The organism is Vibrio sp. Vf1514, assembly GCF_052076135.1.
In the GTDB taxonomy this organism is placed as follows: Bacteria; Pseudomonadota; Gammaproteobacteria; order Enterobacterales; family Vibrionaceae; genus Vibrio; species Vibrio furnissii.
In genome coordinates, this window is sequence record NZ_CP197267.1 from 1,841,255 (window position 1) to 1,861,729 (window position 20,475).

Below are 20,475 nucleotides of genomic sequence, written 5' to 3' on the forward strand. Positions count from 1 at the left end.
CGCAAGCGTTCCTCGCCCTGACGGAACCGGTTTGCTTTTTGTTGATCATGTCAGGGCATGATGTCGCTATTTAGGAACTCACCATGTTTGACTTTGGTAACGTTTATTCACTGCTGGCGCAAGACACGCGTCTACAGCCTTGGCTCAAAGTATTGCCACAGCAATTGGCTGATTGGGAAGAAAAAGGCCACGGGGATATTGATCGCTGGTTGCGTGCTTTGAAGAAGATTCCCGACTTCACACCAGACACAATTGACCTGAAAGACTCGGTGAGTGTCTGCAATCAAGAACCGTTGCCCATCGGTGAACAGAAGAAGCTAGAAAGCTTGCTGAAAATGTTCCACCCGTGGCGCAAAGGCCCATACCATCTGCATGGCATCCACATTGATACCGAATGGCGCTCAGATTGGAAATGGGATCGTCTGTTGCCGCACATTTCGCCTTTGAAAGGCCGCAGCGTATTGGATGTGGGTTGTGGTAATGGCTATCACATGTGGCGCATGCTGGGTGAAGGCGCGCATCAAGTGATTGGCATCGACCCTTCTGAGCTATTTTTGATCCAGTTCGAAGCGGTGCGCAAATTAATGGGCAACAATCAGCACATTCACTTGCTCCCACTGGGTATTGAACAGTTGCCTGAATTGGAAGCCTTTGACACTGTCTTCAGTATGGGCGTACTGTATCACCGTCGTTCCCCACTCGATCATCTGATCCAATTGAAAAACCAGCTGATTTCCGGCGGTGAACTGATTTTGGAAACCTTGGTCATTGAAGGGGACGAAAACGCAGTGTTGGTTCCGTTCGACCGCTACGCACAGATGCGCAATGTGTACTTTTTCCCATCAGCACCGGCACTGAAAGTGTGGCTGGAAAAAGTCGGTTTTGAAGATGTGCGCATCGTGGACGAGAACGTCACGTCGCTGGGTGAACAGCGCACAACGGAATGGATGACACACAATTCGCTACCGGATTACATCGATCCGAACGATCCAAGTAAAACGGTCGAAGGCTACCCTGCGCCACGTCGCGCGATTTTGGTGGCGAAGAAACCATAATTGACACAGTTTTAACTCGTCAATTCATGGATAAGACTAACCTAGCACGGGATGCGCGATGCATCCTCTGCTATAAATACATCAACCGATAATCAAGAATAAGGTCGCAAATGTTTAAGCGAATAGCACCCGTCGTTGCACTTACCATGCTTTCTGGCTGCACATTATTAAAGGGCGACGAGTACCACCAAGCTACGCTGGACGCGATTCAACAGTCCGAATCCACGCTTTCCAACAAAATGACCAACCTCGAGCTGCACATCAGCAATCAAATGGACTACATCGATAGCCTCGAAAGTCAGGTCGTTTCCCTCAAGTCCGAAGTGAAAGAACTCAAATCGGTTGCCGAACAAACTCATACGGTGATTGAGACCCCACCGGCCGAAGTTCAGGCCATGGCCGTGCAAACCAAACCGCGTCACGAAGTGGTGTTGGGTGAAATTGAAAAAGTCACCATTGATACGCTGAAGAAAAACTTCGACGCACGCATCGATACAGGCGCCGCCACGTCGTCTCTGAATGCTGTGGATGTGGAAGAGTTTGAGCGAAATGGCAAAAATTGGGTTCGTTTCCATCTTTCTGATGAAACCGGTGCCAAAGATGACAGTGGTTGGATTGAAGCGCCTATCTTACGTTATGTCCGTATTCGTCAATCCACCAGCGACCAAAGTGAACGCCGTGCAGTGGTTGAACTGTGGGTCAAACTGGGTGATATCCATGAAAAAACACAGTTCACACTGGCCGACCGTTCTCAGATGAGCCATCCTATCCTTCTTGGTCGCGAGTTCATTCGCGATATCGCAGTAGTGGATGTAAGTCGTAAATATATTCAGACAGAAACCAAAATAAAATAAATAAGGTCACTCACTTATGACGTCACGAGTTCCGTTTTATCTCTCCATACTTTTGTTGGTTGCGGTCGGCATTACGTTAAGTGTCATTCGTCATCAGAGCTACGGTGTGCCGTGGACCCCAGGCGAAACCCGTCAAGTATGGGATATTGAAGCCCGCGTTGAGTTTGTAGCTCAGGGCAAAGAAGCCAAAGTGTCACTTGCCGCACCGCACACGCAAGACGGCTACACACTGGTTGGCGAGAACGCATCTTCACCCGGTTACGGCATTTCATATGTCAGCACCGATTCCGGCCGCCGCGCTGAGTGGTCGATTCGCCAAGCAACCGGCCCTCAAACCATCTATTACAAGACGCAATTTCTGGTCGACCCACAAGCGAAAACGATTCCGGTGCCCCCTACAGGCGAAATCGTGAAGCCAACGTTTGATGGCCCAGAAGAAGCAGCGGCGATTGCCGTGATTGACCAAGCCACGCGCCTGTCTGCCGATCATGTCACCTTCACTCGTGAACTCATCAAAACGCTAAACGATAGCGAAAGCCAGAACGCAGCCCTACTGCTGAACAAAATGAGCAAGGTGGATACCGCGCAGAAACTGTTGTCGTACGCGCAAGTGCCAAACAAAGTGGTTGGCGTCATTCAGTTGGAAGATGGTCGCCGTCGCCAAGCGATTCAACACATGAACGAAGTGTGGAATGGCAAAAAATGGGTGCTGTTTAATCCAGAAACCGGTACGCAACCGACTCACCCGAATCTCTTGGTGTGGGACGAATCAAACATCTCATTGCTGGATGTGATGGGCGGTCAAAACAGCCAAGTGCTATTTAGCATGATTGCGCAAGACGTGTCACCGCAACAGGCCACAGACAGCAAAGTGCAGTCTGACGGCTTGCTGAACCTGTCGATTCACAGCCTGCCGCTGGAAGAACAGGCGATGTTCAAAACCATCATGTTGATTCCAATCGGGGCGTTGATTGTGGTCTTCCTGCGCGTGATCATCGGATTGAAAACTTCCGGTACGTTCATGCCGGTTCTGATTGCCGTCGCTTTCGTACAAACGCAACTGACCACCGGTATCGTCGGCTTCCTGTTGATTGTCGGCACCGGCCTCATCATTCGAAGTTACCTCTCCAAATTGAACTTGCTGTTGGTTGCACGGATCTCCGCGGTCATTATTTCGGTCATCCTGATTATTTCCGTCTTTACCGTGGTCGCATTTAAAGTCGGTTTGACGGAAGGCCTGACCATTACGTTCTTCCCGATGATCATCTTGTCGTGGACCATCGAACGGATGTCGATTCTGTGGGAAGAAGAAGGCGCGAAAGAAGTCATCATGCAAGGTGGCGGTTCGCTGCTGACTGCTGTGCTGATTTATCTGGCGATGACCAACTCATACGTGCAGCACCTGACCTTTAACTTCATCGGACTTCAGTTGATTGTTCTAGCGGCTATTTTGCTGTTGGGAACATACACTGGTTACCGAATTACTGAGCTGCGCCGCTTTAAACCCCTCGCAGACGGAGATTAATTATGTTTTTCTCTCTTTCTGAATACACCTCCCCTTTCAAGTTACGTCGGAAGGGGATCATGGGAATGAACAAGCGTAACCACAGCTACATTGGGCGCTACAATGATCGTTCCAAATACCCGTTGGTAGATGACAAGCTCAAAACCAAACTGATTGCGCAGCGCGCTGGTTGTACGGTGCCTAAACTGATTGGCGTGATCAGCAACCAAGGGGATGTGAAACGCATTCACGACATGGTGAAAGAGTGGCCTGGCTTTGTGATTAAGCCAGCTCGCGGCAGTGGCGGTAAAGGTATTCTGGTCATCGTGTCTCACAAAGATGGCGTGTACACCAAGCCGTCCGGTTCAACCATCAGTAAAGAGGACGTCGAGCGCCACATCAGTAATGCGCTGGCGGGGTTGTTCTCTCTTGGTGGGAAAAACGACGTGGCGGTAGTAGAAAACTTGATCAAGTTTGACGACTGCTTTGACGGTTTCAGTTATGAAGGTGTGCCTGATGTTCGAATCATCGTCTTTAAAGGCTACCCGGTCATGGCGATGATGCGTCTTTCCACGTCTGCTTCAGACGGTAAGGCCAACCTGCACCAAGGTGCGGTCGGTGTGGGCGTCGACATCGCCACCGGCAAAGCGGTCCGTGCCGTGCAGTTTAACCGCCCGGTCACCCATCATCCGGATACCGGCAAAGAGCTTCATACATTGCAAGTGCCACAATGGGAGCGCTTGTTAACGCTCGCGGCCAGTGCGTGGGAAATGACCGGACTCGGCTACATCGGTACCGACATGGTGCTGGACAAAGAAGAAGGCCCGATGGTGCTGGAGCTGAATGCGCGCCCCGGCTTGGCAATTCAAATTGCCAACGGCGCCGGATTGTTGCCCCGTCTGCATCACATTGAGAGTTTAGGTTCACCATTGATTGCGCCAACGCCCGCTGAGCGCGTTGCCTACGCGGTCAAACAATTTGGTATCTGAGACTTCAACTTGGTATCTGAGACTTCAACGGGGCGCGCAAGTGCCCCGTTTTTTTACCTTGAATCACATGCCTGATGGCCGTGTCAACGCATGAGCGCCTGCCCAGAACTCCCCTTCCCTTGCCATATCCCCCTTCGCCCACGCTGCATTCCACAATCGCAAATAAACCACATTCAACAGCATCAGTTCGAAAACAAAGCACCACCATTGCGAGCCAATGCGCAACGTGTGGCGCCCGATGTTATCGACCAACCAGTGACCTGCCAATGACCGGCATAAAAAAACGCCTTCACAAGGAAGGCGTTTGATCATGGATTTAAATGACCTTATTCAAGGTCAAGCGCGTCGACGTTAGCTTAATTCTTCCGCCAGTAGCTGCTCATCGGTTTTGGGTTTCTCCGTCTGGCCAAAGCCACGCAGACCCACCACGTGCACGTGTTCGTGGTCTTTGAACACTTTACGCACCAGTTTATAAGTGGTGCCTTTTTCTGGGCTGATGTTCTCTGGTGCTGCGATCAAAAGCTGCATATCCAGACGCTCACACAGCTCAAACAGCGTGGCGATAGATTTCGCATCCAGACGCGCCGCTTCATCAAGGAATAGCAGACGACATGGCATGATGTCTTTACTGCGCAGACGACGAGACTCTTCTTCCCAGCTCTGTACCACCATCAGCAGAATTGACTGACCCGTACCAATCGCTTCACCCGTTGACAACGCGCCCGATTCCGCTTGCAACCAACCGTCTGAGCCACGGTTTACTTCCACGCTCAGTTCCAGGTAGTTACGGTAATCCAACAGCTCTTCACCAAGGACTTGCGGTGAACGTTGCCCCATATCGATATGCGGGTTCACGCGTTGGAACAGCTTCGCCATCGCTTCGGAGAAGGTGTAGCGCGCGCTTTCAAACAGATCTTTGTGCTGCGCTTGATGCTCCGACAGCCCCGCCAGCAAAATTTCGTGGCTTTCACGCACTTTCACGTTCAGACGCACGCCTTTCACCTGACCAAAGGCGATGTTCGACAAGCCTTGGTTCAACATGCGAATGCGGTTTTGCTCGCGCTGAATAGTTTTGCGAATGATGCTTGCCACTGAATCAGAACTGATCGCCAAGCGGTTTTCACGTTGTGTCAGCTCTTCCGTCAGACGCGCCAGTTCCACTTCCATCTCTTCAATTGCTTCGACCGGATCGTCGGTACGAATGATGTCCTGACGAATGCGTTCACGCAGGTGCTGATACACCGCAATGTAGAACAACACTTTGCGCTCAGGGCGTGCGTTGTCTTCCGACTGACGCAGTGAATCACGCAAGTCTTCGTTGTTGGCGACCGCAAGACGCAATGCACCCAACGATTTGTCCGACATAGAACGCAGTTCATCGGCCGACAAATACGCCAGTTCACGTTTGTGCAGGCGACGTTCAACATCGTTTTCACGCGCCAAACGCAGCACCGAGCACCAACCCGCTTTCGCATTCACCACGAATGTACGCAGATCTTTGTAGTCTTTCTCGACTTTCTTCATGCGTTTCGCCAGCGCTTTCATCTCCAGCTCTGTCGAGGTGATGGTGCGCTCGTATTCGCTCTTCCGGCCACGAGAGGTATGCAAACGCTCTTGCAGCTCATCACGGCGGCGTTGGGCACGCTCCAGCGCGCCTTCATCGGCGTGAACACCAAAGTCTTGCAGCTCTTGCTTGAATTCTTGAACCGTTTCCAGCTTCGCTTGGTGTGAACTCTTCAGCGACGCCAACACTTGGTTGTATTGGTTCATCTGCGCCTGAGCTTGTTTGAGCTCTTCACGGCTGCGGTTACGCAGGTTTTCCGCCTGCACCAGCTTCGCTTTGAGCTGTTCGCTCAGTTCACTGCTCTTGCTCAGCAGATCGACAGAATCGGCATAGGCGAAGTGATGACGACGCTCAACCAGATCCGACAAGGCAAAAATCTGTTTCTTGAGTTGTTGCAGCGCGGTATCCGCTTGTTGGTATTGCGCTTCCAGTGCATCAAACTGCTCTGGGTCGGCATCCAAGGCGGAGGCGATTTTTTCCAACTGTGCAATGGCTTTACCGTGCGCCGCGACGAACGATTTGGCTTCTGACAGTTGGGCAATCTTGGTTTCAATTTCTTCAAAGCGCGCTTGAAGCGAATCGTCTTCCAGCAGCAACATGTTTGGCGCAATCTTCGCTAAAGCAGCAATCGCCTGTTTGCTCAATTGCAATTGGCTGCGTTGTTGCTGCTCTTGACCATCCAGCTCCGCCAACGTGCGGCTCAGTTGATTGCGTTTGTCACGCGCTTGCATCAGCGCTTGTTCTGGATCAGCGTCAAACGCGACTTGCAGATGCTGCGCCACAAACTGGTTGAAGTTGCTGTACAGACGTTGCAGTTTCTGTGAATCAAACGCCGCTTTTGCATGCGCTTCCACCACATCGTCACGCTCTTCACGTAACAGCTCCAAACGTTGTTCACGCGCCGCGCGGCCAAACAGTGGGATTTTCGGGAAACGGGAGTAACGCATTTGGCGATCGTTGAGTTGAACGCACACCGCCCCTTCCAGCTCTTCGGCATTGATGGAGCTGTCGTCGAACGCATCGATGTCGCCTTCGATCAGGTACAAGTCTTCCGGACAGTCGTCCAGTTCAACCAGCTTCTCTTTGATGCCAGACAGATCCGACACGACAATCGCATGACGAGCCGGGCCGTACATCGCACTGAAGTACGGCGCATCGTCGATGGTGATGTCATCGTAGATTTCCGACAGCAGCACACCGCCTAGCGTATCTGCCAAGCCTTTGAGGCGCGGATCATTCGAACCGCCCGGAGACGCCAGACGCTCAATCTCGCTTTCCAGTGTTGCGCGGCGTTCCGCCAATTTATCTTTTGCAATCGACTGTGCTTTTTCTTCTTCCAGCACCTGCTGCATGTGCGCCATGATCGATTGGCTGTCTGCCAATTCGGCACCACTTTGCTCACGCAACGTTTCCAGTGCATCGTTGGCTTTGATCCACGCAGGCGCAATCGCTTCTAAACGCGAAATCTGCGCTTGGTAATCTTGCTCACTGCGGCGCTGCTGACTGCGTTTCTCACGCAGCTCTTCCTGGCTAAATTCCAAGCTTTCAATCAACGCTTCGTGGCGCTCACGCTCTTGTTCCAGCGTGATTTCATCAGCTAAGGTGACCTGATGCTGTTTCTGGTAGCTGTCAGCCAGTTGGCGCACGTTGCGTTGCTGCTCGATGCGACGTTCCAGATCGCGCTGCTGCGCGTACCATTGGTGTTCGTTTTGCGTGATTTGTTCGGCATCGCGCGCTTGACGAATCAGTTGCTGCGCTTTGCTGGCAGCATCGCTGCGCGCAACATCACCCAGCACGCTTTTTACCAACGCAAAGGCGTTGTCGAATTGCTCAGCCGCCGCAGAGGACATATCCAGCTTGTGTTTGAGTGCCAGCAGTTCTGATGTGCGTTCGTCTTGCTGATCCTTCAGTTGCGCCACTAACGCTTGCGCGCTGTCGGCACTGAGGGTGTCGTCGCCCAGCAGTTGCTGCGCTTTTTCAAGCGCATTTAGCGCCTGTTGGTATTGCAGCGCACGGGTTTGTTGCACATCCAACGCTTGCTGATAATCGGCCAACTGCGTCTTCAGGCTGTCGACTTCATCTTCTGCGACCGTGGCCTGCTCTTCGACCATCATCACGCGCTCTTGCGCTTCCTCGACGACCATCAGCTGCTCTTCGAGACGAACACTCAGCTCTTCCAAGTCATCTTGGTAACGCGCAATTTTCTCCTGCTGACGCAGTGCATTTTGCACCAATTGCAGGTGATCCGACGCGCCTTGGTAATCTTGTTCCAGTACCGATTCAGTCTCGACCAGCACTTCCAGCTCTTCGTGAACCCGATTGAGCAGACTGTTTTGTTCGATCAAGGTTTCGCGCGCGTTGAACAACTCGCTGCGTAGTGCCAGCGTTTGATCCATTTTATTGCGGCGATCGTTGGCGTGACGCATGTAATCCGCCGCCACGTAGTTGGTCGATTCGGTGATCAGATGTTTAAACAGATCCCGATCCGCCTGCGTGGTTTTGATCGCTTCAAGCGTCATGCGGTTTTCACGCAGCGCTGATTCCATATCTTGGAACGCTTTCTTCACGCCGCCATTTTGTGGCAGCAGGTAGTCACGCAATGAACGGGTGATGGCACTGGAGATACCGCCGTACAGCGACGCTTCGATCAGACGGTAGAATTTTGAACGGTCACTGCTGTTGCGCAGTTTCTTCGGAATCACACCGAATTCAAACATTTGGCTGTGGTAATCCACAATCGACGGGAACGCTTTAAAATGCGCGCCTTCAATGGTGGCCACGGAATCTTTCACTTCGTTGATTTGGCGCACACGGGCATGTTTGTCCGAAACGCTTTCAATCAATACATCTGTTGGTTTGATGTGGCTTGGCAAGCCTTGAATCACAAAGGGTTTGATGTCGACTTTTTTGTCACGACCTGCGACCTGTTGCAACTTCACCACAAACAGCAAGCGCTGCTTACGGGAGTTGACCACATCAAGTGCTGCGTAACACGCACCCGGTTGCAATTTACCGTATAAACCTTTGTCGCGAGACGATTGCGAACTGCCCGCTTCAGTGGTGTTACGGAAATGCAGTAAGGTTTGGTCTGGGATCAGCGCAGTAATAAACGCCGCCATCGTGGTCGATTTACCGGCACCGTTCCCGCCAGACAGGGTGGTCACCAAATTATCAATGTCAAAAGTACGCGCAAAGAAGCCGTTCCAATTGATCATGGTCAGCGATTGATATTTACCTCGTTCAATCATGCTTCACCTTCCAACTCTGTTTGCTCGTCATCATCATGTTGTTCTGCTTCTTCATCGTTATCGAGCAGGCTTTGTTGGCTTGGCTCTTGCGCGTGCACCACGGCTTCACCGTCGCGGATCAAACGCAATTGCGCTTCGCGTACGTCATCACCCACACGCACATCGGCGCCAAAGCGGAACACCGCTTCTGTAATGCGGAATTTGGCCGTTTCACCAATGTTGATCACCATGCCAAGACGGCGCAGGCGACGCAGGGACGTCCGTACTTTTTCAAACAATTTCTCTTTGTCGAGGTCTGATCCACTGGCTCGGTTGGTCACCAGCTTCATCAGTTTTTTCTCGTCCGACAAGGTCAGCAGTTCGTCGTACAACTCCTGATTGGTAAAGATGCCTTCATGCGCCAGACGTTCTGGGCTCAGGTAAAGGAAACACAGCACTTTGCCCACCAACATGTCGAGTTCTGACAAGACACTGCGGTGGATGAGCGAGGTTGAACGCGGACGCAGGTAGAAAAACCCTTCCGGCGCGCGTACCAATTCGGTGTTGTAACGTTGATAAAACAGCGCCAATTCCGGCTCAAAATCAGACAAAAATGCATGATTGTCCATGTCGTCACTGGAGATATGACGGCCTGCACGCAACAGGCTATCGAGCGCCGGGAAAAGCGGGTTGGCAATCGCTTTGGCCAGATTCTCTGGCATGTATTCATTAATATCGGTCGATGACATTTGCTTGTACCTTTGCACCAAAATCGTTAATTGCTTGCCAATCTGGCTGAATGGCTCGGTAATCTGAGTCGGAGTAACCCAGACGTACGGCCTGGTCGACAACGATTCGGGCTAAATCGAAATGATGAGTTCGTGGATGGATGGCGAGGTAATCACGCAGCACAACGCCAAGGTCAATCGCTTGTCCTTGCTCTTTATGCTGTTTAAGCATGTCACCAATGCGCTCGGCCAGCTCATCATTGACCTGTTGAAACTCTTCGTACTCGACTTCGGCTGGCACATGGCCCGTCACTTCGTCATCACGCAGCACCAAGGCTTCGTCGCGCAAATCGCTCAGGCGTTCTGCATCGGCAAAGGTCAGGTACCAAGGTTGCTCGAAGTAATCGTTCACCGATTGACGCAGGCGCTGACTGAACGCGCGGTTCTGGTCCATGTCGATGGCGGTACGAATAAATTTGTGCACGTGGCGGTCGTAGCCAATCCACAGGTCAATCGCCTGTTGGCCCCAACTGGTAATGCGGTCGAGCTTCATCTGCAACGCAAACAGCGTCTCTTCGATGAAGTCCAGTTCGGCATCGCCATACACAATTTCTTGAATATCGAGGATCTGTGTTTGCAGCTCATCCCCTGCCGCTTGCAAGGTGTCTTGTAGCTCACGCAAGGTCGATGACGTTTCAGACAACAAATCTTCACAGTTGTGAATTGCATCGCGCCAGTCTTTGTTCAGCAGATCCGCGATCTGTTGTTTCACCGACTGTTGCTGCTCATCCATCACCCGCTGGTTGAGGTCGATGCGATCAAAGATCTCGCCCACGGAATATTTCAAAACGCCATAGACGTTTTTCTTCCAATGGCCTGGGGTGCCACCCTGCTGCGCAGATTCCACGGCTTTGGCCATTTCATCGGCGACCATCGAGAGCTGAATAGAAAGCTTGAGCTTAGAAAATTCGCGATGACGCACGTAGTAATCGGTAATACCGACTGCCAACGGCGACATGCGGTAAATGCTGGCGCCGTCGGTCACTTCACTGGTAAAGCGGCTAATCAAGCGCTGTTTCACCAGTTCATTAATCGCGTTATTGGCACGGAATGCAGACGCGTCACCCGTGTCTTCAAACATACGAGTCACGATGATAAATGCATCGTGCAACTCTCCTTCACCTAGCTCTTCATCGAACCGTTCGTTGCTCAGCACTGCGATAGCGATAAGAAACGCAAGTCGCTCAGGCGTCAGGTTCAATGAGAAATCATGCTGCTTGACCCAGCTGACCAATTCATCGATTGGCTGCTCTGCAGCGTTCTGAGTTAACTCACTCATTGTTATTCCTGTTCTTGTTTCTTCTTGGCCCATACATGAATGTAGCGACCTAATGAGCGGTACGGCTCTTGGCGACAGAACTTGCGTTCTAAAGCCAGTACATCTTCATATTGGTATTCGCCCATGTTTTTCATGTTACCGATGTAATCACTGAAACAACGAATACCGGACTTACCGCAAATTTCAAAACCGGCGTCTTCTATCCATTGATAGACGTCCGTCGGGATTAAGCCTTTCTGCGGTTGAAGTTTAAAACGTTTGCGGTGAGGCATGCCTTCCAAAACGTGAGGAATGTTACCGCAAACCGCATTCTTATAAACCAGACCGTGATAGTTATAGAACATCACCGACACCATGCCGCCCGGTCGGACTTGCGTCAGCAAATTCTCCAGCGCGGGTTTTGGCTCCGCTAACCATTCCATCACGGCGTGGAACATGACAATATCCACCGGGTCGGATAGGTGGTCCTGAATGGACTGAACCGGTGAATGAACCAAGCGATACTGCGCAAGCAGTCCGTGATTTGCAATATCCTTCTCTGCCAGTTGCAGCATTTCAGAAGACAGATCACACAAGGTGACCCGGTGGCCTAGCTTGGCGAGTTTTTGTGACATTTGCGCAAGCCCCCCGCCTGCATCTAATACGTGCAAAGGGGCGCTAGCTTTGTCAAAATGCGATAGCAATTGCAGTAAATCTTCCCAAACAATGACTTGGCGGATCTCGCCTTTGTCAGAGCCGTATATATTTTTTGCAAATTTGTGGGCAATATCGTCGAAATTGCGATCTTCTGTCACAGTGGCTTGAGTTATGATAATCAATCGTGCTGCTATTCTGTCATAGGAATGGCAGGAATAAAGAGGCTTTAGCCCTTTTTATTATCAAGTGCTGTTTTTTCGGACTATTTGTTTATGTTTGAGCTGAAAAAAATTGTTTCTTCTTTACTGATGCCTCTTCCGGCGTTGTTGATTATTGGTTTTGTGGGCCTGATGCTGATCATGTTCACGGCCAAACGCAAAACCGGATGCCTTGTTGTTTTGTTTTCCCTGTTTGGCATCTTCCTTATTTCATTCCAACCCGTCTCAAGTCGTTTGCTGATGCCGTTAGAACGTCAGTATTCCGCCTTTTTGCCGGTTGACGGCACAATTGATTACGTCATGGTGCTGGGCAATGGTCATGTCGTCGATGACCAGATCCCCCCCACGTCAGAGTTAAGTCGTGCCGCGTTAATGCGCCTTGCCGAAGGCATTCGTGTCATGCGCATGTATCCAGGTTCCAAACTGATTCTCTCAGGCTACGCCGGTGGCAGTGAGTTCAGTCATGCTCGCATGTTAGCGCGTGTCGCATTGGCGCTGGGCGTTGCCAAATCCGATATCATCTTGCTGGAAACAGCCAAAGATACGTGGGAAGAAGCGCGTCAAGCGGCAGCGTTTGTACAACAACGTCGTTTGGTGCTCGTGACGTCAGCAAGTCACATGCAGCGCGCACTGAATGAATTCCATTCCGCCGGTTTACAGCCGATCCCAGCGCCAACCAACTACTTGGCGCAAGCCAGCATTAGCCAGCCGTGGGATAAGTACACGCCAAAAGCGCTGTACTTAGAACAGACGGAACATTACTGGTACGAAAGCATGGGCATGCTATGGCAATCGCTGCGTGATTGGGTTGCCGGTCATGAACAAACCGCACCAATCAACAACGCAGAAACCACACTGCCCTAACTTTGGCATGCTGCGCAAGCGACAAAAAAAACACCAGCAATTGCTGGTCTTTTTTATGTACATCTTTACGCGCATCGGTGGCGACTTTTCGCTGGTATTAATCACCAGCGAACATGTAACCTTCACCGTGAACTGTCACAAAGATCTGTGGGTTCTTCGGATCAAATTCCATCTTCGCACGCATGCGACGGATCAACACATCAATAGTGCGATCATTCGGCGCATCCACTCGATGACTGATCATATTCAAAATGCGCTCGCGACTGAGCACCTGATTGGGATACGCCGACAACGCAACCAATAGCTCATATTCGGCTTTGGTGAGTCGAACCGGCTCGCCATTGCGCGTTAATGAGCGGCGCTGAATATCAAACGTCCACTCCCCGAAACGCACCAATTTATCGTTGTCCGGTTCCGGTTCTGGCAATGTGCGACCCGCGATGGCGATGCGCCACAGCAAATTTTTTACGCGAACCAATAGTTCACGCAGTTCAAGAGGTTTGGTGACGTAATCATCGGCGCCCATTTCGAGGCCAATGATTCGATCAATGCTATCCGTGCGTCCAGTGACCAGAATAATTCCTATATCTGATTGACTGCGAAGTTCTCGCGTCAGCAGCAATCCATCTTCACCCGGTAAGTTGATGTCTAACATCACTAGGTCGATGTCATGCTCACTGAGCGCCTGACGCATCGCCACCCCATTCTCAGCTTCTGTCACTTGATACCCTTCTTTTTGAAAGTATCCAGCCAGTTTGCTGCGGGTCACGATGTCGTCTTCAACAACTAAAATGTGATAGCTCATTGACACCACTTTATGTCCACTATGAATACCCGTCATTCTATTCATAAACAGTCATAATTCTAGCATCTCAACCAAAAACATCAGAGTTTATTGATTCAAAGCAATCTCCTGACAAACCGTTAATTTACCGACTTATTTGTTCATATTTTTTCACGCATTGCGTTATTGCTATTCACAATTATTGTTTAGACTTAGAGGAAGAGAGTATTCGGAGTCAACCCATGCAGGAAATCAAAGTCTTTAACGAAAAGCGTGCCGAAATTTATTGGTGGCTGTCGAGCTTATTTAGTAAAGAGCTCAGTGACAAAGAGATTGAACAATATCATTCCCCTCAAATTCGCGCCTTCCTCGGCGGGCTGGGCGAAAACGCCGGGCTGCACGCTGCCGTCACACATTTGGTGGATGCCCTCAACCGATTGATGGACCGTGAGGATGCACGCCTCGAACTTGCCGCTGACTTTTGCGATCTGTTTTTAAAATCAGATAAAGATTCCGCGCTGCCTTACGCCTCGGTGTACATCGGCCAAACCGGATTACTCAACGACACGCCAGCGCAAGCAATGGCTGAACTGCTGAAAAAACACGGCGTCACCACGCATGAAACATTGAATGAGCCTGCCGACCATTTGGCGATTGAACTCGACTTTTTAGGCCACCTCATCATTCGCAGTAATGAGCTGGAAAAAGAGGCGCATATGGAGCGCGCATTCGCCGAACAAGCTGCATTCATTCAAACCCATTTAATGCGGTGGGCGCCCCAATTTGCCACGCGCTGCCAGTCACTGGATCAATTCGGTTTCTATGCCGCGGTGACCGAACTGTTGGTGGCATTCCTCGAACTCGACTTGGCTTATTTAGCCGACGAATAGTTCGCTATCGTGCTCACAAATTGACGAATATACCGTGAACTTTGTGATGATCATTTGATCTCATCCGATGAATTTCATTGCGAGTTCACGCGTAGCAGTCTAGAATCTTGACCGCAAACGATAAAAATATGAATTGAAGATGCAAACCGCTGTTTAAAAGCGGTTTTTGTGTTTTTACTACTTATAGGCTTCACTTTGTGTACCGCCTAATCGCTGCTGGACTTGATCGCGCGAAGTTTTTTCGCATTCAGCAGTCATCGACAGGACTAACCTATGGCTACGATTAAAGACGTTGCACGCCTTGCTGGCGTATCAACAACAACCGTATCTCACGTAATCAACAAGACTCGTTTTGTTGCAGAAACCACACAAGAAAAAGTGATGGAAGCGGTAAAAGAGCTGAACTACGCGCCAAGCGCGGTCGCTCGCAGCTTAAAATGCAACACCACTCGCACCATCGGCATGCTCGTGACGCAATCGACCAACCTCTTCTTCTCTGAAGTAATCGATGGAGTGGAAAGCTACTGCTACCGTCAGGGCTACACCTTGATTCTATGTAACACCGGCGGCATTTACGAAAAGCAACGCGACTATATCCGCATGCTGGCAGAAAAGCGTGTGGACGGCATTCTAGTGATGTGTTCTGACCTGACCGAAGAACTGTTGGAAATGCTGGAAAGTCACTCAGACATTCCCAAAGTGATCATGGACTGGGGCCCAGAAACCTCACAAGCCGACAAAATCATTGATAACTCCGAAGAAGGGGGTTACCTGGCGACGAAATACCTGACTGATCGAGGTCATACGGATATCGCCTGCCTAAGCGGCCACTTCGTGAAAGCTGCGTGTCAGGAACGCATTGCTGGTTTCCGCCGTGCCATGGCAGAAGCAAATCTGCCCGTGCGTGAAGACTGGATTTTGGAAGGCAACTTTGAATGTGATACCGCTGTCCTGGCAGCTGATAAAATCATCGCGATGGACAAACGTCCGACCGCAGTATTCTGTTTCAATGACACCATGGCACTGGGCCTAATCAGCCGCTTACAACAACGTGGCATTCGCGTTCCGGATGACATGTCGGTGATTGGTTACGACAACATTGAACTGGCCGAATACTTCTCACCACCGCTGACCACCATCCACCAACCGAAACGCCGTGTGGGTAAAAACGCCTTCGAAATTTTGCTGGAACGCATCAAGGATAAAGAGCACGAGCGCCGTATATTCGAGATGCACCCTGAGATTGTTGAACGCGACACCGTAAAAGACTTGACAAAACAATAACTTTGCCGAAAATCTGTCTATCTAATGTTGCATACTCATACAAAAAACGTGTGAATTCAGTTGCAATAGTTAGAGACATATATTTGAATGACATCACATTTACATCAAGTAAATGTGATGCTTATTCAAACTTTTGATTATCCTTTTCTAAAGGAAATGTCACGCACAGGGCAAACCATCTGAAAAGGTGGGACGCAAAGCCTCCGGCCTAAACCCAATTTTGGGTAGGTAGCGGGGTTACCGATGGCAAAAATGCATATATTAAGAAGTTGACTCCTAACTGACACACTCATTGCATTCTTTTGCTACTTTCTCGGACCTGACTTTGGTGGCGTATTAATTAATACACCGAGACTTACAGCATGGATAAACCAATACTAAAAGATTCGATGCGGCTCTTTGAGCAACTTGGACGCGTTAAATCTCGTTCAATGTTTGGTGGCTTTGGGATTTTTGTCGATGACACAATGTTCGCATTGGTGGTCAATGACAGACTCCACATTCGCGCCGACGACGCTTCAACCGCAAAATTCAAGCAACAAGGCTACGAGCCTTATGTTTACAAAAAACGCGGATTCCCCGTAGTGACTAAGTATTTCGCTTTGCCGGAAGACTGCTGGTCAGACACGGGCCGTATTCTCGATGACGCTAAATCGGCACTCACTGTGGCAAAATCTGAGCGAGAGACTCAAGCCCAGGCGAAACCCGATCGTTTGAAAGATCTCCCTAACCTGCGCCTTGCGACCGAACGGATGCTGAAAAAAGCCGGTATCGAAACGGTGGAAGCGCTGCAGGAGAAAGGTGCCGTAGAAGCATACAAAGCCGTTCGACAATCACATTCTTCAGATGTCGGCTTAGAACTGCTATGGGCACTGGAAGGCGCAATTGAGGGGAAACACTGGTCGGTGATCCCTCAAACTCGCCGCGACGAGTTGTTACAACGTTTGTCGTAAACCTTTTTGAGAGCAACTTCACTAAAAGCATCCGTTCGCGGGTGCTTTTTCTTTGAAAGAAAAGATCGCTTTTCCCTGTCTGGTTACGTATACCTATTACCATCATCTCGTGGGAATCTTCAATGAGTAAAAAGCTGATTTTGGGCCTCATCTTAATCGCCGTGATCGTCGCGCTGGCGACCACGTTTGGCCAATACCTGACACTCGACAATGCCAAAGCCCAGCAAGCACTACTGGCCGACTATATTGATCAGCATGTGGTCACTGCCGCGCTGATCTACTTTCTCAGTTACGTCTTCATCACTGCGTTCTCCATTCCCGGTGCAGCCGTTGTGACCTTGCTTGGCGCAGCATTATTCGGCTTCTGGCTCAGCCTGTTACTGGTCTCATTTGCCAGCACCATCGGTGCCACACTGGCGTTTCTGAGCAGCCGCTATCTGTTAAAAGAGTGGGTACAGACTCGATTTGGCGACAAACTCCATGCCGTCAATCAAGGCATGGCTCGAGACGGCGCCTTTTATTTGCTCTCCCTGCGCCTTATCCCGGTGTTTCCATTTTTCCTGATCAACCTGCTGATGGGATTAAGCCCGATTGCGCTAACGCGCTACTATTGGGTCAGTCAGTTGGGCATGTTGCCGGGCACGGCGGTCTACATCAATGCTGGCACACAACTAGCGCAGATCGACTCACTTTCTGGCATCATTTCACCAGCCGTTTTGCTCTCATTTGCGTTGCTCGGGTTGTTTCCATTGCTCATGAAATGGGTGATGAACCGCATCACGCGCTACTCAACAAATGACGCTGCCTGAGATGAAGATTTACATTGCTCACAATCCCACTGACGCGCATCTGTTGTGTGAACTGCTCAAACAGGCGCACATTCAGTGTGAAGTGCGGGGTGAAGGATTATTTGGTCTGCGGGGAGAATTGCCCCTGAGTGAGGATACCGAGCCATATATCTGGCTGCTGGATGAAGCCCAATATGCCAAAGCGCAAGCCATCATTGCGGATTATCAACGTCCACTCAGTGCGCAAGACACGCAGCCTTGGCGCTGCACGTACTGCGGAGAGGTCAACGAAGGCCAGTTTGCCATCTGCTGGCAATGTGGCCACATCGACGACCCCGCGGAATGAGCAATCACGACGCGGTATGAAAAACTCGCGGCACAGCCGTGTCAATGCGCTGACGGGCGAGCTTGTTGCTGAATGAACTGAATCGACACCTGATTAAATAGCTCTGGCTGTTCCACATTGCACACGTGGCCGCAGTTCGGAATTTCATGTAGTTCACTTTGGCGATGCGCCGCGACCATCTCTTTGACCGGTTGAATAAACATGTAGTCCCGCTCCCCCATCAAATACAACGTTGGGATCGCTAGCTCGCGGTCTTTGAAATAGCGCATCAACGGGTTTACTTCAGCCGTGAGTGTGAACCAGCGTTTAAATTCTTTCTGACACAGGTTCTTCGCTTCACGAATAAACAGATGTCGAGATTCTTTTTGGCTACGTTGTGGCATCACAATGTAAGCGAATAGCCGGTAGAGCCACATATAAGGAATGATGTGTTTACTCAGATGGCCGAGTTTCACCAGCACCTGAGAGCGCACATTGAGCCGAGTCACTGCCCCACCCAAAACCATAGAACGCACGCGCCCTGCCGCCATTTCGGCCACATTGCGCACGATGATGGTGCCCAGCGACATGCCGACAAAATGCGCCGATTGAATCTTAAGATGATCCAGCACGCGCAACACATCAAGAGTGACCGTTTGGAAGGTATAGCGATTGGCCATCAGATCTTTGAATAACTCACCCGAACGTCCGTGCCCGCGCAGGTCAATCAACAGCAAATTAAAATGCTGACGATACGCTTTGATCTGCTTGAACCAGATGGAGGAACTCCCTCCGGCGCCATGCACAAACACCACCCATTCCGGGCTGGTCGGATGCAAGAACGTTTTGTGAAACAGCAAACTGTGAGTCATGAACACCACTGAAGATGCGAGTTGTTAACGGCGCAAAGACTACCACAAAGCGCCTCCTCAATTGCACAGGAGATGTAAAAATCTGTTTGGTGGATCGTTTACGTCGCTAAAAAAACAGAGCGCCGAGGCGCTCTGTTGTGTGTCGTTAGTCAAAAATCGCCAGCCGATACATCTTGATATAATCAAGGGCCGATTCTTTCCAACTGAAATCTTTCTGCATCGCGCGCTGCTGCACTTTTACCATTTCATCGGGATGTTGCAGATAAAACAGCAAAGCGCGTTGCATGGTGATAAGCAGCGCTTCAGGGGATGGTTCTTGGAAACCGAATCCAGTGGCTTCGTTGGGATACTTATCGTAATCCAGCACCGTATCTTTTAATCCCCCCACTTCACGCACAATCGGCAACGTGCCATAGGCCATGCTATAGATCTGATTCAAACCACACGCTTCAAACTCGGAAGGCATGAGGAAGAAATCAGAACCCGCTTCGACTAAGTGTGCAAAGCGATTGCTGTATGCTTCAACGAAAGCAAACTTGTCAGCATGCGCCGCAGCGATCTTGTGCAGTTTCGCTGCCACTTCTGGCTCGCCAGTGCCGACGATCACCAGTTGCACGTCGTTGCGCAAGAAGTGTTCTAAAATCGGCAGAATGTAATGGAAGCCTTTTTGATGGGTCAGGCGACACACCATGCCAAACAGCGGGACATCGCGTTTAGGCAGTTGTAACTCGTCTTGCAAGGCCGTTTTGCTCGCCATCTTTCCCTGCTTGAGCGACGTTGCATCGTCAGAGTAAGTTGCCGGCAAGTAACGGTCCGTTTTCGGATTCCACTCGGTGTAGTCACATCCATTAATGATGCCGTGCAGATCGCGCGCTCGTCGAACAAAATCGTCCACCAACCCATGAGAGCCCAATGGCGTTAATAGTTCTGAGGCATAGTTCGGGCTCACCGCATTGATTTTATCGGCGAACGCGATACCGGCGCGCAGCATGCTAATGTGATCGTGGCCATACTGTAGAAACTCCATCCCAGACAAGTTGAGTTCTGGGATCACGTCCAACTGGTGGTACGAGAAAATCCCTTTGAACATGGCATTATGGATAGTGATAACGCTCTTCACACCATCAAAGTAAGGATCTTCGCGGTAACGTGTTTTGAGCAGAAATGGGACTAAGCCCGTGTGCCAGTCGTTGGCATGAATGATGTCCGGCTTGATGTTTAATTTTGGCAACACATCAAGGCAAGCGGCCGAGAAGAAACCAAAACGTTCACCGTTGTCTGGGTACGCTTGGTTACTTTCTGCGTACAGTTCGGGACGATCAAAATACGGATCACAGTCAATCAAATAGACTGGAACGCCATCTAAGTCGCGCTGGCGAACTTGATAACGAATATGGGGCCAGTGAGTCAGTTCCGTTTCCAGAATCACAGGAGCAGCATCTTTATCTGCAATGGAACGATAACCAGGTAGCACAAGGGCTACCTGATGACCAAGTTCAACTAGCGCTTTTGGCAGAGCCTTGGCGACATCCGCCAAGCCCCCGCTTTTTACTAGTCCTTCAGCTTCTGAAACGACAAACCAAACATTAAGATGTTCAATG

17 protein-coding genes and 1 riboswitch are annotated in these 20,475 nt (G+C 50.4%); of the genes, 10 read left to right on the top strand and 7 right to left on the bottom strand.

Annotated features, from left to right (window positions below):
* Positions 1 to 83: 83 nt before the first annotated feature.
* From cmoB to ACS18Q_RS08515, 4 genes are all read left to right on the top strand, one after another.
* Entirely contained in the window at positions 84 to 1,055 is a 972-nt protein-coding gene (gene cmoB, locus ACS18Q_RS08500; RefSeq protein WP_014204913.1) for a tRNA 5-methoxyuridine(34)/uridine 5-oxyacetic acid(34) synthase CmoB, read from the top strand.
* 110 nt (positions 1,056 to 1,165) lie between these two features.
* Positions 1,166 to 1,909 carry an ATP-dependent zinc protease family protein gene (locus ACS18Q_RS08505; protein ID WP_014204912.1) on the top strand — a complete coding sequence of 248 codons (744 nt, stop codon included), beginning with the start codon at positions 1,166 to 1,168 and terminating at the stop codon, positions 1,907 to 1,909.
* A gap of 16 nt (positions 1,910 to 1,925) precedes the next feature.
* On the top strand, positions 1,926 to 3,434 hold the full coding sequence (locus ACS18Q_RS08510; RefSeq protein ID WP_014204911.1) for an inactive transglutaminase family protein: 1,509 nt from the start codon (positions 1,926 to 1,928) through the stop codon (positions 3,432 to 3,434).
* 2 nt (positions 3,435 to 3,436) lie between these two features.
* Positions 3,437 to 4,402 carry an alpha-L-glutamate ligase-like protein gene (locus ACS18Q_RS08515; RefSeq protein ID WP_041942528.1) on the top strand — a complete coding sequence of 322 codons (966 nt, stop codon included), beginning with the start codon at positions 3,437 to 3,439 and terminating at the stop codon, positions 4,400 to 4,402.
* 351 nt (positions 4,403 to 4,753) lie between these two features.
* Here the strand turns inward: ACS18Q_RS08515 and mukB are convergent, their stop codons facing one another.
* Genes mukB through cmoM form a run of 4 tightly spaced genes read right to left on the bottom strand, consistent with a single transcriptional unit; the run spans position 4,754 to position 12,054 of the window.
* On the bottom strand, positions 4,754 to 9,214 hold the full coding sequence (gene mukB, locus ACS18Q_RS08520) for a chromosome partition protein MukB (protein ID WP_441256923.1): 4,461 nt from the start codon (positions 9,212 to 9,214) through the stop codon (positions 4,754 to 4,756).
* Entirely contained in the window at positions 9,211 to 9,942 is a 732-nt protein-coding gene (mukE, locus tag ACS18Q_RS08525; RefSeq protein ID WP_004725451.1) for a chromosome partition protein MukE, read from the bottom strand. Before mukE ends, mukB begins: the two co-directional genes overlap by 4 nt.
* Complete coding sequence (gene mukF, locus ACS18Q_RS08530) at positions 9,923 to 11,260, bottom strand: chromosome partition protein MukF (protein WP_014204908.1); 1,338 nt, start codon at positions 11,258 to 11,260, stop codon at positions 9,923 to 9,925. Before mukF ends, mukE begins: the two co-directional genes overlap by 20 nt.
* Before the next feature lie 2 nt (positions 11,261 to 11,262).
* Entirely contained in the window at positions 11,263 to 12,054 is a 792-nt protein-coding gene (gene cmoM, locus ACS18Q_RS08535; protein WP_004725447.1) for a tRNA uridine 5-oxyacetic acid(34) methyltransferase CmoM, read from the bottom strand.
* Between the two features lie 114 nt (positions 12,055 to 12,168).
* Here cmoM and elyC point away from each other — a divergent pair, with 114 nt between their 5' ends.
* Entirely contained in the window at positions 12,169 to 12,978 is an 810-nt protein-coding gene (elyC, locus tag ACS18Q_RS08540) for an envelope biogenesis factor ElyC (protein ID WP_004725445.1), read from the top strand.
* Between the two features lie 97 nt (positions 12,979 to 13,075).
* Here the strand turns inward: elyC and torR are convergent, their stop codons facing one another.
* Positions 13,076 to 13,783: a two-component system response regulator TorR gene (torR, locus tag ACS18Q_RS08545; RefSeq protein WP_055466188.1), complete on the bottom strand. Its 708-nt coding sequence runs from the start codon at positions 13,781 to 13,783 to the stop codon at positions 13,076 to 13,078.
* Positions 13,784 to 14,004: 221 nt separating this feature from the next.
* On the opposite strand from torR, the gene torD reads away from it, so the two are divergent.
* From torD to ACS18Q_RS08570, 5 genes are all read left to right on the top strand, one after another.
* Complete coding sequence (gene torD, locus ACS18Q_RS08550) at positions 14,005 to 14,652, top strand: molecular chaperone TorD (RefSeq protein ID WP_441256924.1); 648 nt, start codon at positions 14,005 to 14,007, stop codon at positions 14,650 to 14,652.
* Between the two features lie 273 nt (positions 14,653 to 14,925).
* Positions 14,926 to 15,936, top strand: coding sequence for an HTH-type transcriptional repressor PurR (gene purR, locus ACS18Q_RS08555; RefSeq protein ID WP_004725437.1), 1,011 nt, complete (start codon positions 14,926 to 14,928; stop codon positions 15,934 to 15,936).
* A gap of 159 nt (positions 15,937 to 16,095) precedes the next feature.
* A riboswitch (cyclic di-GMP riboswitch) is annotated at positions 16,096 to 16,181 on the top strand.
* 117 nt (positions 16,182 to 16,298) lie between these two features.
* The gene (locus ACS18Q_RS08560) at positions 16,299 to 16,889 is read left to right on the top strand and encodes a TfoX/Sxy family DNA transformation protein (protein WP_004725436.1); all 591 of its coding nucleotides are present in this window, start codon (positions 16,299 to 16,301) and stop codon (positions 16,887 to 16,889) included.
* A gap of 122 nt (positions 16,890 to 17,011) precedes the next feature.
* Complete coding sequence (locus ACS18Q_RS08565; protein WP_441256925.1) at positions 17,012 to 17,698, top strand: TVP38/TMEM64 family protein; 687 nt, start codon at positions 17,012 to 17,014, stop codon at positions 17,696 to 17,698.
* 1 nt (position 17,699) lies between these two features.
* Positions 17,700 to 18,023: a putative signal transducing protein gene (locus ACS18Q_RS08570; protein ID WP_004725431.1), complete on the top strand. Its 324-nt coding sequence runs from the start codon at positions 17,700 to 17,702 to the stop codon at positions 18,021 to 18,023.
* A gap of 41 nt (positions 18,024 to 18,064) precedes the next feature.
* On the opposite strand, the gene ACS18Q_RS08575 is transcribed toward ACS18Q_RS08570, so the two are convergent.
* On the bottom strand, positions 18,065 to 18,874 hold the full coding sequence (locus tag ACS18Q_RS08575) for an alpha/beta fold hydrolase (RefSeq protein WP_014204903.1): 810 nt from the start codon (positions 18,872 to 18,874) through the stop codon (positions 18,065 to 18,067).
* Positions 18,875 to 19,019: 145 nt separating this feature from the next.
* On the bottom strand, positions 19,020 to 20,474 hold the full coding sequence (gene glgA, locus ACS18Q_RS08580) for a glycogen synthase GlgA (RefSeq protein ID WP_158141415.1): 1,455 nt from the start codon (positions 20,472 to 20,474) through the stop codon (positions 19,020 to 19,022).
* Position 20,475 lies beyond the last annotated feature (1 nt).